Below are 14,293 nucleotides of genomic sequence, written 5' to 3'. Positions count from 1 at the left end.
GTGGAATGGCCGACATCTTAACCGCAAACAGCGCCAACGGCGAGCCTCCCGGCCAGCCGGATGTCGAAGGGGGGCGCAGCAGGGGAATGGGAAGGGGCAGGGGCGGCAGAATGACAAACGCCCCTGAAAGCAGGGGCGTTGATTGACGGCGCGGGGAGGGCGGGATCAGGACTCCGGCTGGGCCGCAGCGTGATTCTCCGGGATCTTCACCTGCAGTTGCTGCAGGCGGCGACGGTCCGCGTGCATCACCTTGAACAGGTAGCCGTCCAGCTCTATCTCCTCGCCCTTCTTGGGCAGGTGGCTGAAGGCATGCATCACCAGGCCGCCCACGGTATCCACCTCTTCATCGCTGAACTGGGTGCCAAAGAAGTCGTTGAAATCTTCGATCTCGGTCAGCGCGCTGACGGAGAAGACCCGTTTGCTGATGCGGCGGATCTCTTCCGGCTCATCCTCTATGTCGTCAAACTCGTCGTCTATCTCACCAACAATCAGTTCGAGTATGTCTTCTATGGTCACCAGACCGGAGACGCCGCCGAACTCGTCCACCACTATGGCCATGTGGTAGCGCTCTTCGCGGAACTCCTTGAGCAGGCGATCGACCCGCTTGCTTTCCGGCACTATCACTGTGGGGCGCAGGATCTTCTCGAGCTGCAGCGGCTCGCTGGCGTGATGGCCGCCAAAGCCGAACGGCAGCAGATCCTTGGCGAGCAAGATGCCCTCCACGTGATCCTTGTCTTCGTTGATCACCGGGAAGCGGGAGTGTCCGGATTCGATGATGACGGGCAGGAAGTCGTCCACAGGCTGGGACTTCTCTATGGTCACCATCTGGGAGCGGGGGATCATGATGTCACGCACGCGCAGCTCGGCAATTTCGAGCACGCCCTCGATCATGTCCTTGGTGTCCTGATCGATGAGGTCGCGTTCTTCCGCATCGGCGATGACTTCCACCAGATCATTGCGGTCTTTTGGCTCGCCCTGGAAGAGTTGGCTGAGCTTGTCGAGCCAGGTTTTCTTCGGCGAGCCGGTACTAGGGTGATCGTCGGTCATTTTCTCTCTTGGTTACTCGTGTGAACATTCGGGATGTTGTCTTGCCGATATAAGGATGGCGGCTGTCTGTTTCAAGACGGTGACCCCCTTACCGGCCTGTCACTCTTCGACTTCGTCGTCGAGGTAGGGATCCGCAAAGCCGAGCTCTTGCATGATGTCGCGCTCTGGAACTGCACCATCTCCTCGGCTTCTCATTCACCTTATCCTTCGACTTCGTCGTCGAAGTAGGGATCCGCAAAGCCGAGCTCTTGCATGATGTCGCGCTCTGGAACTGCACCATCTCCTCGGCTTCTCATTCACCTTATCCTTCGATTTCGTCGTCGAGGTAGGGATCCGCAAAGCCGAGTTCCTGCATGATGTCGCGCTCTGGAACTGCACCATCTCCTCGGCTTCTCATTCACCTTATCCTTCGACTTCGTCGTCGAGGTAGGGATCCGCAAAGCCGAGCTCCTGCATGATGTCGCGCTCGAGCTGCTCCATCTCCTCGGCCTCCTCGTCCTCGATATGGTCATAACCTAGCAGATGCAGACTGCCGTGCACAACCATGTGAGCCCAGTGGGCCTCGAGGGGTTTGTTCTGCTCGAGGGCCTCGGCCTCGACCACCTGGCGACAGATCACCAGATCCCCGAGCAGGGGGAGTTCCATGCCGGGAGGAGCTTCGAACGGGAAGGATAGCACGTTGGTGGGCTTGTCCTTGCCGCGGTAGGTGAGGTTGAGCTCGCGGCTCTCCGCCTCGTCCACCAGGCGTACCGTCACCTCGGCCTCCTCCTGGAAACCCAGAATGGTGCCATCGAGCCAGCCTTGCAGCTGGGCTTCGGTCGGCAGGCCGTCGGTGCTGGCGCAGGCCAGCTGCAGATCCAGGGTCACGCTCATTGGGCACTCTCTTTGCTGGTGTTCTCGTTGCGGGTATTGGGGGCGCTCTTCTCGCTCGCCTGCCGGGCGTCGAACGCCTCGTAGGCCTGCACTATGCGGGCCACAACTGGGTGGCGCACCACGTCCTTGGATTCGAAGAAGTTGAACGACAGGCCATCGACCCCCTGCAGCACTTCCAAGGCGTGGCGCAGACCGGACTTGGTGCTGCGCGGCAAGTCCACCTGGGTGATGTCGCCGGTCACCACCGCCTTGGAGTTGAAGCCGATGCGGGTCAGGAACATCTTCATCTGCTCTGTGGTGGTGTTCTGGGCTTCGTCCAGGATGATAAAGGCATCGTTCAAGGTTCTTCCGCGCATATAGGCGAGGGGCGCCACCTCTATGATGTTGCGCTCCATCAGCTTCTCGACGCGCTCGAAGCCCAGCATCTCGAACAGGGCGTCGTAGAGGGGGCGCAGGTAGGGGTCCACCTTCTGGGAGAGATCCCCGGGCAGGAAGCCGAGCTTCTCACCGGCTTCCACCGCCGGGCGGGTCAGCAGGATGCGGCGGATCTCCTGGCGCTCCAGGGCATCCACGGCGGCGGCCACCGCCAGATAGGTCTTGCCGGTACCGGCCGGGCCTATGCCGAAGCTGATGTCGTGACGCACTATGTTGCTGATGTACTGGGCCTGGTTCGGGCTGCGGGGCTTGATGAGGCCGCGCTTGGTCTTGACCGTCACCTCCTTGCCATAGGGCTGGCTCGGCGCCTCGTCATCGTCCTGCTCCAGCACCCGGGACTCCTGCACCGTCAGGTGCACCATCTCGGGGGTGATGTCGGTCACCTTGCCCCCCTTGAGGGGCTGGGTTTCCACATAGAGGTGCTTGAGGATGGCGGCCGCCGCATCTATCTGGGCCTGCTTGCCGAGTAGCTGGAAGTGGTTGTCACGGTAGCTGATCTCGATGCCGAGACGGCGCTCCAGCTGCTTGAGGTTGTCGTCAAAGGGGCCGCACAGGCTGGCGAGACGCAGGTTGTCGGCGGGTTCCAGGTGCAGGTTCAGGGTCGAGATGTGTCGGCTCAAGGTGTCCTCGTATCGGCTGTTCCCCCCGCCCTCGGGAGGGGGGAGAAAATTAATGGGGTCTGAAGGCCGCCACCCCGAGATCATCGGGGACGTTGTCCGGGCGGCGAGCCAGGATTTCGCTCGGCGCCGTGGCGATGCGCAGATTCATTTCGTCCTCGCCGCGGATGAAGCGGCCACGCAGGGAGTAGGGGCGCACGTCGGTGATCTCCACGTCGGCGAAGCCGCCGATGAGGCGGTGCGGGCCCTCGAAGTTGACCACCCGGTTGTTCTCGGTGCGGCCACTGAGCTGCATGGGATCCATCTTGGAGGGCCCCTCCACCAGGATGCGCTGCACCGAGCCCAGCATGGCGCGGCCGATGAGCATGGACTGGTGATTGATCTGGTTCTGCAGCCGGGTGAGACGGGCCTTCTTCACCTCCATGTCGACGTCGTCCGGCAGATCGGCGGCCGGGGTGCCGGGGCGCGGGCTGTAGATGAAGCTGAAACTCATGTCGAAGTTGATCTCCTCGATGAGCTTCATGGTGGCCTCGAAATCCTCGTCCGTCTCGTTCGGGAAGCCGACGATGAAGTCGGAACTCATGGTGATGTCGGGACGGGCGGCGCGCAGGCGGCGGATCTTGGACTTGTACTCCAGCACTGTGTGGGGGCGCTTCATCATGGTCAGGATGCGATCCGAGCCGCTCTGCACCGGCAGGTGCAGGAAGCTGACCACTTCCGGCGTGTCCTTGTAGACCTCGATGATGTCGTCGGTGAACTCGATGGGATGGCTGGTGGTGTAGCGAATGCGGTCGATGCCGTCGATGGCGGCCACCAGGCGCAACAGCTCGGCGAAGGTGCAGTCATTGCCATCGAAGGTCGGGCCGCGGTAGGCGTTGACGTTCTGACCGAGCAGGTTCACCTCGCGCACCCCCTGCTGGGCGAGCTGGGCGATTTCATAGAGCACGTCGTCGAGCGGGCGGCTCACCTCCTCGCCGCGGGTGTAGGGCACCACGCAGAAGGAGCAGTATTTGGAGCAGCCTTCCATGATGGAGACGAAGGCGGTGACCCCCTCGGCGCGGGGTTCCGGCAGGTTGTCGAACTTCTCGATCTCCGGGAAGGCGATGTCCACCTGGGCACCGCGCCCCTCCTGGACCTGCTTGATCATGGCGGGCAGGCGGTGCAGGGTCTGGGGGCCGAAGACGATGTCCACATAGGGCGCACGTTGGCGCAGGGCTTCCCCTTCCTGGGAGGCGACGCAGCCACCCACGCCTATCACCAGTCCCGGTTTTTTCAGCTTGAGCTTCTTCCAGCGACCGAGCTGGTGGAACACCTTCTCCTGGGCCTTTTCACGGATGGAGCAGGTATTGAGCAGCAGGACGTCTGCCTCCTCGGGCTCTTCGGTCAGCGTGTAGCCATTGCTGGCGTCCAACAGGTCGGCCATCTTGGACGAGTCGTACTCGTTCATCTGGCAGCCCCAGGTCTTGATATGAAGTTTCTTGCTCATTGCTACTCTTGACTGTGTTTAAGATCGGCAGGGTCAAAGGACCGGCCATTTTACTCCGCAATCCCGGTGCTGACCAGTCTGGGGCCGCGCCGCCGCCAGATGGCCTGGCCTGTCGCGGCAATTGCCCGTCTGACTCACTGTTTATCCGGTCTCCTTGCGTTATCATGCCCCATTCGGTTCGCCCCCTCTCTCCTTGTCCGGGGCGACCCCTTGCAGGAATCAAGTTATGGAACAGTGTGATATCGCCATCGTCGGCGCCGGCATGGTGGGCGCCGCCACCGCCTGCCTGCTGGCGGCAGAGGGTCTCAACGTGCGGGTCATCGAGACCCGGTTGCCGGAACATTACGCCCCGGATCAGCCGCTGGATCTGCGGGTCTCCGCCATCAGCCAGGCCTCGGTGGCGCTGCTGGACAAGGCCGGCGCCTGGTCGCACCTGCAGCAGATGCGGCTGTGCCCCTACCGCCGGCTGGAGACCTGGGAGCTGGACGGCTTCGCCACCCGCTTCGACTCGGCGGATCTGGGGCTGCCCCAGCTCGGCTACATCATAGAGAACCGGCTGGTGCAGCTCGCCCTGCTGAGGCGAATGGAAGATTTTCCCAATATCCAGACCCACACCCCGGCGGCTGTGGTCCGGCTGCAGCAAAGTGCCGGGCACGCCAGCCTGCTGCTCGACGATGGCACCGAGCTGCAGGCGCGCTGGGTGCTGGCCTGCGACGGCGCCGAGTCGCTCACCCGCCGCCTCGCCGGGATAGGGGTGTCGCGCTTCGAGTACCGCCAGCACTGCATGCTGATCAACATAGATACCGAGTTCGAGCAGGAAGACATCACCTGGCAGCAGTTCACCCCGAGGGGCCCGCGCGCCTTCCTGCCCCTGCCGGGCCGGCACGGCTCCCTGGTGTGGTATGACAGCCCCGCCCGCATCCGGGCCCTGGCCGCCATGGGCAACGAGGCCCTGGCCGCCGAGGTACGCCGTCACTTCCCGGCCCGGCTCGGCGGTTTCCAGGTGACCGGCAAGGGGAGCTTCCCGCTGGTGCGCCGCCACGCCAACCACTACCACGCCGGCCGTGTGGTGCTGCTCGGCGATGCCGCCCACACCATCAATCCGCTGGCGGGGCAGGGGGTCAACCTTGGCTTCAAGGACGTGGCCTGCTGGGCCGAGCTGCTCGGCAAGGCGGGGGCTGACTGGCACGACATCACCCTGGCCAGCCGCTACGAGCGCCGTCGCCGCCCCGACAACCTGCTGATGCAGTCGGGGATGGATCTCTTCTACGGGGTGTTCAGCAACGACATAGGGCCGCTGCGCCTGACCCGCAATCTGGCCCTGACCCTGGCGGACAAGGCTGGCCCGCTCAAGGAGATGGCGCTGCGCTACGCTCTGGGGCTGGTGTAGGCAGCAGGACATTGACGACGAGGAGGCAGAAGCATGAACAAGGCATTGCTGGTGATCGACTTTATCAACGACATCGCCCACCCGGACGGGCGCATCGCCGCCTCGGCGGCCCATGTGCAGGAGCAGGATGCCATCACCCATGCCAACCAGGCGCTGGCCCATGCCCGTACCAGAGGCTGGCTGGTGGTGCTCATCAAGGTTGGCTTCGACGGCGGCTATCTGCTGCAACCCAAGGGCTCCCCCATGTTTGGCCGGGCTCACCAGCAGGGCGCCCTCTCCCTGGCCGATAGCGGCACCGACTTTCACCCCGAGCTGGATGTCGCACCCGGGGATCTGGTGCTGACCAAGCCCAGGGTCAGCCCCTTCTACGGCACGGCGCTGGAACCCGCACTGCGGGCCAATCATATCGATCACCTCTATCTGTGCGGGGTGAGCACCGGTTGGGCCATTCAGGCCGCCGCCCGGGATGGCCACGATCGGGACTACGCCATCACCATACTGGAAGATGCCTGCGCCGCCGCCGATGCCAATGAGCACCATGCCTCCCTGCGCCAGCTCGGTCGCATCGCCGAGGTGATCAAGGTGGCCCAGCTGCTGTCAGATCCCGGCTGAGGCCTTGAGGACGCGCACATCAGATGGGTGCGTGTCCCTGCTCCCACTCTTCCTGCTAGCACGAGAGATCGTGGTCATCCCTTTGGTTTGCCGCCGTTTTATTCGGCCTCCGGGTGCATAGCCCTGACCAGGGTCAGGAAGCGATCCCGAATGGGATCCGCAAAGTCGGGGTTCCACACCAGGCTTATCTCCCACTCGGACCAGGGGCCGGACAGGGGATAGAGGGTCACGTCCTTGCCCGCGATGAAGCCGACGCTGCGGGGCAGTATGGCGTTGCCTATGCCGGCGGCCACCAGGGCCACCAGGGTCTGGATGTCTTCCGCCTCCTGGATCATGCCGGTCAGCCGGTTGGCGCCGAGGAAGCGGGCGATCTGCTGGCTGAGGCCGGGGCAGCGGTGGCCCACCATCTGCAACAGCGGCTGCGTGGTCAGCGCCCGCTCCACGTCGAACGCAGCCGGATCCGGCCCCGTCATCTGGCTCGGCACGGCCAGCACCAGCCGGTCGGTCAGCAACCTGTGCTCCCTCAGCTGTGGCGCCTCTGGCCTTCGCATAAAGCCTATCTGCAGCCGCCCCGCCAGCAGCAGATCGTGCTGGACGGCGGAGGTCATGTCCTGCAGGTGCACCATCACATCGGGGGCCTGCTGCTTGAAGCGGGCCACCAGGGAGGGGGCCAGTGCGAAGCTCGACAGCCCGAACCCTATCTTGAGGCGCCCGGCGGCGCCACTCGCCAGCGCCAGGGCGTGGTGCTCGAATCCCTTGCCGTGTTCCACCAGGGCGCGGGCCTGGGGCAGCAACTGGGTGCCGATGGCGGTCAGCTCGGCGCCGTGGCGACCCCGGTTGAACAGGGTGCTGCCGAGCGCCAGCTCCAGCCCCTGGATCTGCTTGGTCAGCGCCGGTTGCGTGATGAAGAGCCGGCTGGCGGCTTCCCGGTAGTTGGCGGTCTCGGCCAGCATGACGAAGGCCTGCAGTTGCCTTAAGTCGAATTTCATTCCATTTGGTTATCCAATGTGGCGATTTATTGATTATAAATTATCTAACTGCCTTGTTCTAATGGTCTCGAAACGGGCCTTTGGCCCTCTGACCAGCCACAAGGAGTCATGTCATGTCGAGCGAACGTTATCTGTTCTTGATCAAGGGAAGCCTGGTAATGGCCCAGCCACTGGCGGCGCCGGAGACGGGTGAGCTGTTGACCAGCCTGTTGCAGCAGGGATTTGCCGTCGGGCCCCTGCCGGTGTGGGCGAGCAATTCCGAACAGGCGCTCGCCTGCTATGAGCAGTCGGCCCAGCGGCAGGCCTTCGTCGACGTGCTGGCGGGGAGAACCGCATGACCATGCTCACCCTGAGGGCCGAGGCCCTGCTGCTGGACATGGACGGCACCTTGGTGCACTCCACCACCGAGGTGGAAACCGTCTGGCGGCTCTGGTGTCAGGGCCATCGGCTGGATCCCGCGCCTGTGCTGGCCATGTGCCACGGGGTGCGCTCGCGGGAGGTGATCCGCGCGCTGGCGCCACAGCTGGACCTGGCCCGGGAGGTGGCGCTGCTCGACGAGCTGGAGATCCAGCATGCGGGGGTGGCCGAGCCGATCGCCGGGGCCCGCACCCTGCTGGCGGCCTTGGCGCCGGATCGCTGGGCGCTGGTGACCTCCGCCAGCCAGCGGGTGGCGCGGCACCGCCTGACCAGTGCCGGGTTGCCGTTGCCAAAACTATTGATCGGGGCAGAGGAGGTGGAGCGGGGCAAGCCGGATCCCGAGCCTTATCTGCTCGCCGCGCGCCGGCTGGGTCTTGCTCCCGCCGACTGCCTGGTGTTCGAGGATGCCCCGGCGGGGATACTCAGCGCCCTGCAGGCCGGTTGCCCCGTGGTGCAGATCGGGGGCGACAGGCGGCTCGACCCGGCGGTCGTGGCGGTGATCCCCGATTGGAGTCAGGTGACTGTGGTCGCGAAGGAAGCTGGCCCCTTGCTGGTAACGCTGCCGACCCGAGAGACGGGCAACAAAAAGCCCCCGGCGAACGAGGGCTTGAGCGGGCGAAGCCCCGGGACTATTTGAAGACCCGGAAGCGGACCTCGTCGTCCATGAAGGTCTTGTCACCGGCCGGTTGCTCTATGCTGCCAAAGGGCATCTGGGCACGCAGTAGCCAGCTGGCGGGCAGGTCCCATTCCTGGCGAACCGCTTCGTCGATCAGCGGGTTGTAGTGCTGCAAGGAGGCGCCTATGCCTTCCTGGGCCAGGGTGGTCCAGACCGCAAACTGGGCGATCCCGGTGGCATGTTCGGACCAGATGGGGAAGTTGTCGGCATAGAGGGCGAATTTCTGCTGCAGATCCTTGATGACGGCGGTGTCCTCGAAGAACAGCACAGTCCCGAAACCGGCGCGGAAGCTGCCGTTTACCTTGGCTTCGCTCTGGGGATAGGCCTCTGGCGGCACAATCTTTTTCAATTCAGCTTTGACTATGTCCCACAGCTTGTGGTGCTGCTCGCCAAACAGGATGACGGCACGGGAGCTCTGGGAGTTGAAGGAAGAGGGGCTGTGCTTGATGGCATCCTTGATGAGGGCCGTCAGCTGGGCCTCGGAATGGGTCACCTGGTCACCCAGGGCATAGATGGTACGACGTACTTTGATCTGTTCGATAAACGGACTGCTCATAACATCTCCTTGGTTGATGAATCGTTGCTGCCAGCGTTGCCGACAAAGGTCATCTGGCTCCGATTTCTCGAGTCATGGACTATAACACCTTCTGTGCAAGAAACCGTCAACGCTGGGTGATGACTGTTTCTACTTTTTATGGATATTCAGATGACGAAACCGGGCATGGCCCATTGATGTCTTTATTGTCATTAACCTTGGGTGTTAATGACTTCAATCAATACAACGGTGGTGTTTTCCACTATAAAATGCATCTTACGTGACATTTTATAGAGGGTGGCATGCCTGCAACTATCATCAAGGAACGCTACTACATACTGACGCCGCTGTCGTTCCTGCTCGGTGCCCTGGTGCTGATCGCCACCCTGTTGCTGGCCGCGGCCAGCTACCTGCGCAGCATAGACAAGACCCTGGCGGGCTATGACCACATGCTCACCTCCATCGACGCCACCCTGATCCACGAGATGGTGCTGGCCAATCGGCGCCAGCTCGGCGTGCTGGAGGCCTCCCTGGACAAGCAGGCCATCGCGAGGGGCGACTCGGCCATCAACGGGATCTGGGCCATAGCCCACCAGTTCAAGCACGACGCCCACTTCCTCTACTTCTACAACGCCCGCTTCGACCGTCTCGACAGCTATCCCGACTGGCCGGTGCCGACCGACTATCAGGCGCAGAGGCGCCCCTGGTATCAGGCCCTGGCCAGCGACAGCGACGAGCTCATCTGGTTTGGTCCCTACCAGGAGTTCGGCAGCGACGCAGAGGTTCTGACCCTGATCAAGCGGGTCAAGGATGACGAGGGGCAACTGCTGGGCCTGCTGATGGTCGACATGTCGTTCAACTCGCTGCAGGCGGCGCTGCAACGGGCGATGGGCAGCGACCAGGCCGCCCTCTACATCACAGAGCGCAAGGATGGGCGGCTGGTGGTGGGACACAACCTGTCACTGCTGCCGGCTGTCTCCGGTGCCTCTAGCCAGGGAGCCGGGCTGAGCGTGATCCGCAAAGGCTGTCACCTGAGGTTGCCGCTGTCGGATATCGACTGGGATCTCAACATCTATCTGCCCCCCACCCACTTTCGCGGCAACCTGCAAGATACCCTGCTGATGGTGGTGCTGCCCGCGCTGGCGCTGCTCGCCATCTGGCTGTGCAGCCTGCTGTTTCTGGTGCGGATCTTTCGCCAGGAGCAGACCCTGGTGCAGCGCTCCCTCTGTGGCCTCGTTCAGGATGAGGCGCTGATGGAGATCCAGCTGCGCCAGCGCACCTGGTTCGTGCACGGCAGCCTGGGGGAGATCCATCAGGTGAGAAACAGCCTGCAGCAGGGGCAGGATGCCCTGCTGCACGATCCCCTCACCGGCATCATGAACCGGCGGGCCTTCGAGCAGGACAGGGCCAGGCTGGCGCAGGAGGAGAGGCCCCACTGGCTGGTGCTGTTTGATGTGGATAGCTTCAAGCGCGTCAATGACAGCTGGGGGCACGGGGTAGGGGATGGGGTGCTGTTCCGGGTGGCCACCATAATGGCAAGAACCCTGGGAGAGGCTCAGGTCTACCGCATCGGGGGGGATGAGTTTGCGGCCCTGCTGCCTTGGGAGCAGGAAGAGGTCGAGGATCGCCTGACCCATCTGCTGGCCCGGGTGCGGGCGCTGAAGTGGCGCGAGTTTGAGGAGTGCATCACCCTGAGTGCCGGCGGGGCTCGCTACCCGGATGACGCCGATGCCCTGCTCGATCGGGCGGATGAGTGTCTGTACCAGAGCAAGCGGCAGGGACGGGACTGCTGGCATCTGTCAGCCACTTCGCCTCCCTCCAAAGGGGCTGTAGTGACAGTATCTGTCTGACCGCCATCGGGAGAAAAAGGGCCTGAATGGCCGAGAAAGGGGTCACAGTGGGGATAATTTCCCATGTGACCTTTTTTTTTAATTCATTTTCAGTCGGTTAGCCCATGTGATTGAGCCATGTCGCGAAGCAGAGACAGTCAGCCTGTCGGCGAAGACGTCGTAATCCCGGTAGCGGAGTCCGGGGCGCTTTGTATAGTGCAGGGAAAAATAATCAATCAGACATCAGGTTTGACAGGAGTACCCCATGGAGATGAACAAATACGGCATGAGCGCAGTGGCGCTGCTGGGCGCGCTGCTGTTGGGCAATGGTCAGGCGCAGGCGTCCGAGACCCTCAACACCATACTCGGTGGTGGCGTCGGCGGAGTGGCTGGCACCATGATAGGCAAGCAGCTGGGGGGCGACACCGGCGCCCTGGTGGGAGCCGCAGTCGGCGGTGCGGCGGGCGGTGCGGCCACGGCCGACAGGGGCAACAAGAATGAGGCTGCCCTGGGTGGCGCCGTCGGTGCCCTGGGTGGCGCCGCCATCGGCAAGAGCGTGGGTGGCGATACCGGTCGCCTGATCGGCGCCGGCATCGGCGGGGCTGGTGGCTCTGCCATCGGGGCCAGAACCGGCGATAGCCACGAGTCCAACAACGACTACCGGGGAGGTCACCGCTACCGGGGTGACAACGGCTATCACAATGGCCACCACAAGCATCACAAGAAGTACAAGAAGCGCAGATGGCACGACGATGACTGATGTCATCCCGAGCATAATGAAAAAGGGGCCGGTGGCCCCTTTTTCGTCTCCGTCGTTTAGACCAGGCGGTGCTGGCGCCTGCCGAGGGCGAAGGCGTTGATGTTGTCGATAAGCTGATCCGCGAGACGCTGCATCGACTCCTCGCTGGCCCAGGCCACATGGGGCGTCAGGATGAAGTTGGGGTAACGCAGCGCCTGCATCAGGGGGTGGTCGGGGGGCGGTGGCTCGACGCTTGCCACATCGAACCCGGCACCGCCGAGGCGACCGTTGCCGAGCGCCTCCAGCAGGGCCTGCTCGTCCACCAGGCCGCCGCGGCCCACGTTGATGAGCAGGGCGCCCGGTTTCATCATGGCCAGCTCCCGCTCCCCGATGAGGTGGCGGGTGTAGGGGGTGAGCGGGCAGTGCAGGCTGATCACATCCGAACTCTGCAGCAGGGCCTCCAGGGGCAATCTGTCTTCATCCCCGGGGGCGCCGACCTGGCTCTGGGCATAGAAGACCTCCATGCCGATGGCGCCGGCTCTCTGCCCCAGGGCCTGACCCAGGGTGCCCTTGCCTATGATGCCGAGCCGCTTGCCGTGCAGATCCATGATGGGGTGATCGAAGAAACAGAACTGGCCGCTCTGCTGCCAGCGCCCCTCCTGCAGGGACTGGCGCCAGGCGAACAGGTTGCGTGACAGGGCCAGCATCAGAGCCATGGCGTGTTCGGGAACCGAGGGGCCCGAATAGTTGCGGATGTTGCACACGGCGACATTGGCGGCGCGGCACGCCTCCAGATCCAGGTTGTCACTGCCGGTGGCCGCCAGGGCGATCAGGCGCAGCTCCGGCAACTGGGCCAGCTCGTCCTTGCCGATGCGGATCTTGTTGATGATGGCGATGCTGGCGCACCTGAGCCGCTCCACCACCTGTTCCGGTCTCGTCTCGGGGTAGCTTTGCCAGTGATGGGGGAAATCGGGGCGACGCAGATTGATGCTGGCGTCCAGGGTGTCACTGTCGAGAAACACGATTTGCTGCATGAAGCCTCCTGCCGTTCGCTGCCGCGTGGGAGTCGTCATGATGCCAAAGATGGGGGGCGGCTGACCAGCCCGGATGCAGACAGGCCGAATGGCCCAATTCCATACTTGCTAGTCGTTCGGGTCAGATCCAGCCCAGATGGGTCAGCCAGCCCTGGATGCGCCCCGGCGTTTCGTCCAGCTCCATCAGGGCGTAGGGGCGGTAGTTGAGCTTGTGGCTGCGGCGGCTCTCGCTGCGCCGCGCCTCGGCGGCCAGCAGGGGCCAGCGCCCCCCGTCTTCCTGATAGAGATCCAGGGTGGGAATGCTGGCCTGGGCCACCTGCTTGGCCAGGGTCTGGTTGCTCAGCTGGTTGGGAAAGAAACCGTCGAGCAGCACCAGGGCATCGGGGGCGGGCAACTGCTCGCTGGTGATGAGGTTGGCGGCCCAGGCCGCGCTGGTGCCTTGCGCCAGCAGCAGCTTGAAGCCGCCCTCTTGCAGCTTGGCATCACCTAGCTTGACGATGCGCTCGGCAAATTGCTGGCGAAACGCGTCTAGGGTCTCCTGCTTCTTCTCGGAGGCCGGATCCAGCTCTGTCTGCTGGGGGGAGGGGAGCAGCAGCAGGGTGTCGAAGCCGAGTCGCCCCAGCTCCCGGGTCAGCTGCCACAGCTGGCCGCTGCGCTGCCAGTCCGGCAACAGGATGGCGAGCCCCAGGTAGCTGTCGCCGTCGTGCTTGGCAAAGAGCACCCTCTGCTTGTCGATCCGGGTGCTGTCAGGCACCCCCTTCCAGTCGCTCTCCTGCCAGTGATCCAGGGGGGCAGGGGGCGAGATCTCGTTGGCCGGCAAGGTGGTGCTCGCCAGCAGGGTCAAAAACAGCAGTGGTAAGGATAATCTGGCCATGATGCGCTCCCCGGTTGACTGGGTTAGCGGCGGCGCGCCGGATTTCTGAAGGGGGCCGGGAGGATCCAGGAGAAAGAGGGAAGGGGCAAGCCCTTCCCTCGACGGGCTCAGGGCCGGGCAAGCCTGCCGAGCTGGCGGTCGTGCAGGGGGGAGAGCAGCAACAGGGCGCTGACGGCCCCCACCAGGGCACAGAAGATGTCGGACTGGGTATCCCAGGGGTCCCCCTGGGTGCCGAGGAACTCGTCGGCGCCCTGACCCAGCGCCAGTGCGGCGCCCCACTCGATGAGCTCATAGCTGGCGCTGACGGCGAGCACCACGCAGATCACCAGAAACACCAGCATCTTCTTGCCCTGCACATGGTGGCCGCGCAGCAGAATCTCGCGGCAGGCCAGGGCGGGCACGAATCCCTGGAAGAAGTGGCCAATCTTGTCATAGGGGTTGCGACTGAGATCGAACCACTGCTGCAGATCGAAACCGAGCGGTACCCGGGCATAGGTGTAAGCGCCCCCCAGCATCAGCACGGCCCCGTGCAGGAAGATGCAGAGGTAGAGCAGGCTGGTGAGGGGGTAGCTGCGCTGGCTCAGCAGCAGCAGCGGCACGACGATCAGCACGGGGGCGACTTCCAGCAGCCAGGTGACCCTGTCATAGGGTTGCCAGCCGGAGAGCACCAGCAGTACCAGGGTGAGCAGCAACAGCAGGAGTTTTTGATGAGATGTCATAGGGAGCCTGTGAGGGAGGAG

At 63.6% G+C, this 14,293-nt stretch carries 15 protein-coding genes; 6 read left to right on the top strand and 9 right to left on the bottom strand.

Going from position 1 to position 14,293, the window contains the following annotated elements; translation table 11 throughout:
- Positions 1-165: 165 nt before the first annotated feature.
- The 4 genes from corC to miaB all read right to left on the bottom strand — a co-directional run bounded on the left by corC (position 166) and on the right by miaB (position 4,458).
- Positions 166-1,047 carry a CNNM family magnesium/cobalt transport protein CorC gene (gene corC / locus G4923_RS07205; protein WP_005329827.1) on the bottom strand — a complete coding sequence of 294 codons (882 nt, stop codon included), beginning with the start codon at positions 1,045-1,047 and terminating at the stop codon, positions 166-168.
- A gap of 402 nt (positions 1,048-1,449) precedes the next feature.
- Positions 1,450-1,920 (bottom strand): rRNA maturation RNase YbeY, encoded by a 471-nt coding sequence (gene ybeY, locus G4923_RS07195; protein WP_111910363.1) that lies wholly within the window; start codon positions 1,918-1,920, stop codon positions 1,450-1,452.
- Complete coding sequence (locus G4923_RS07190; protein ID WP_139745855.1) at positions 1,917-2,975, bottom strand: PhoH family protein; 1,059 nt, start codon at positions 2,973-2,975, stop codon at positions 1,917-1,919. The genes ybeY and G4923_RS07190 overlap by 4 nt, the downstream gene beginning before the upstream one ends.
- A gap of 49 nt (positions 2,976-3,024) precedes the next feature.
- The gene (miaB, locus tag G4923_RS07185; protein ID WP_106887585.1) at positions 3,025-4,458 is read right to left on the bottom strand and encodes a tRNA (N6-isopentenyl adenosine(37)-C2)-methylthiotransferase MiaB; all 1,434 of its coding nucleotides are present in this window, start codon (positions 4,456-4,458) and stop codon (positions 3,025-3,027) included.
- Positions 4,459-4,684: 226 nt separating this feature from the next.
- Between miaB and G4923_RS07180 the strand changes: the two genes are divergently transcribed.
- Entirely contained in the window at positions 4,685-5,848 is a 1,164-nt protein-coding gene (locus tag G4923_RS07180; RefSeq protein ID WP_163136344.1) for an FAD-dependent monooxygenase, read from the top strand.
- Positions 5,849-5,881: 33 nt separating this feature from the next.
- Positions 5,882-6,460 (top strand): cysteine hydrolase family protein, encoded by a 579-nt coding sequence (locus G4923_RS07175; RefSeq protein ID WP_163136342.1) that lies wholly within the window; start codon positions 5,882-5,884, stop codon positions 6,458-6,460.
- Positions 6,461-6,558: 98 nt separating this feature from the next.
- Here G4923_RS07175 and G4923_RS07170 read toward each other — a convergent pair whose 3' ends face one another.
- Positions 6,559-7,449, bottom strand: a complete 891-nt coding sequence (locus tag G4923_RS07170; protein WP_163136340.1) for a LysR family transcriptional regulator — start codon at positions 7,447-7,449, stop codon at positions 6,559-6,561.
- Positions 7,450-7,562: 113 nt separating this feature from the next.
- On the opposite strand from G4923_RS07170, the gene G4923_RS07165 reads away from it, so the two are divergent.
- Entirely contained in the window at positions 7,563-7,787 is a 225-nt protein-coding gene (locus tag G4923_RS07165) for a hypothetical protein (RefSeq protein WP_106887581.1), read from the top strand.
- Positions 7,784-8,503, top strand: a complete 720-nt coding sequence (locus G4923_RS07160) for an HAD-IA family hydrolase (protein WP_163136338.1) — start codon at positions 7,784-7,786, stop codon at positions 8,501-8,503. Before G4923_RS07165 ends, G4923_RS07160 begins: the two co-directional genes overlap by 4 nt.
- Here the strand turns inward: G4923_RS07160 and G4923_RS07155 are convergent.
- Positions 8,496-9,098 carry a nitroreductase family protein gene (locus tag G4923_RS07155; protein WP_106887579.1) on the bottom strand — a complete coding sequence of 201 codons (603 nt, stop codon included), beginning with the start codon at positions 9,096-9,098 and terminating at the stop codon, positions 8,496-8,498. The two genes, G4923_RS07160 and G4923_RS07155, sit on opposite strands and share 8 nt — an antisense overlap.
- A gap of 281 nt (positions 9,099-9,379) precedes the next feature.
- Here G4923_RS07155 and G4923_RS07150 point away from each other — a divergent pair, with 281 nt between their 5' ends.
- Positions 9,380-10,927 carry a GGDEF domain-containing protein gene (locus tag G4923_RS07150; RefSeq protein ID WP_163136336.1) on the top strand — a complete coding sequence of 516 codons (1,548 nt, stop codon included), beginning with the start codon at positions 9,380-9,382 and terminating at the stop codon, positions 10,925-10,927.
- Between the two features lie 244 nt (positions 10,928-11,171).
- Positions 11,172-11,666 (top strand): glycine zipper domain-containing protein, encoded by a 495-nt coding sequence (locus G4923_RS07145; protein WP_111910356.1) that lies wholly within the window; start codon positions 11,172-11,174, stop codon positions 11,664-11,666.
- A gap of 56 nt (positions 11,667-11,722) precedes the next feature.
- Here the strand turns inward: G4923_RS07145 and G4923_RS07140 are convergent, their stop codons facing one another.
- From G4923_RS07140 to G4923_RS07130, 3 genes are all read right to left on the bottom strand, one after another.
- On the bottom strand, positions 11,723-12,679 hold the full coding sequence (locus G4923_RS07140; RefSeq protein WP_163136327.1) for a D-2-hydroxyacid dehydrogenase: 957 nt from the start codon (positions 12,677-12,679) through the stop codon (positions 11,723-11,725).
- Between the two features lie 121 nt (positions 12,680-12,800).
- Entirely contained in the window at positions 12,801-13,553 is a 753-nt protein-coding gene (locus tag G4923_RS07135) for a DUF3530 family protein (RefSeq protein WP_025326114.1), read from the bottom strand.
- Between the two features lie 107 nt (positions 13,554-13,660).
- Positions 13,661-14,272, bottom strand: coding sequence for a DUF2238 domain-containing protein (locus G4923_RS07130; protein WP_111910353.1), 612 nt, complete (start codon positions 14,270-14,272; stop codon positions 13,661-13,663).
- Positions 14,273-14,293 lie beyond the last annotated feature (21 nt).

This window comes from Aeromonas rivipollensis (assembly GCF_010974825.1).
Lineage (GTDB): Bacteria > Pseudomonadota > Gammaproteobacteria > Enterobacterales > Aeromonadaceae > Aeromonas > Aeromonas rivipollensis.
This window is presented reverse-complemented; position numbering and strand designations above follow the sequence as displayed.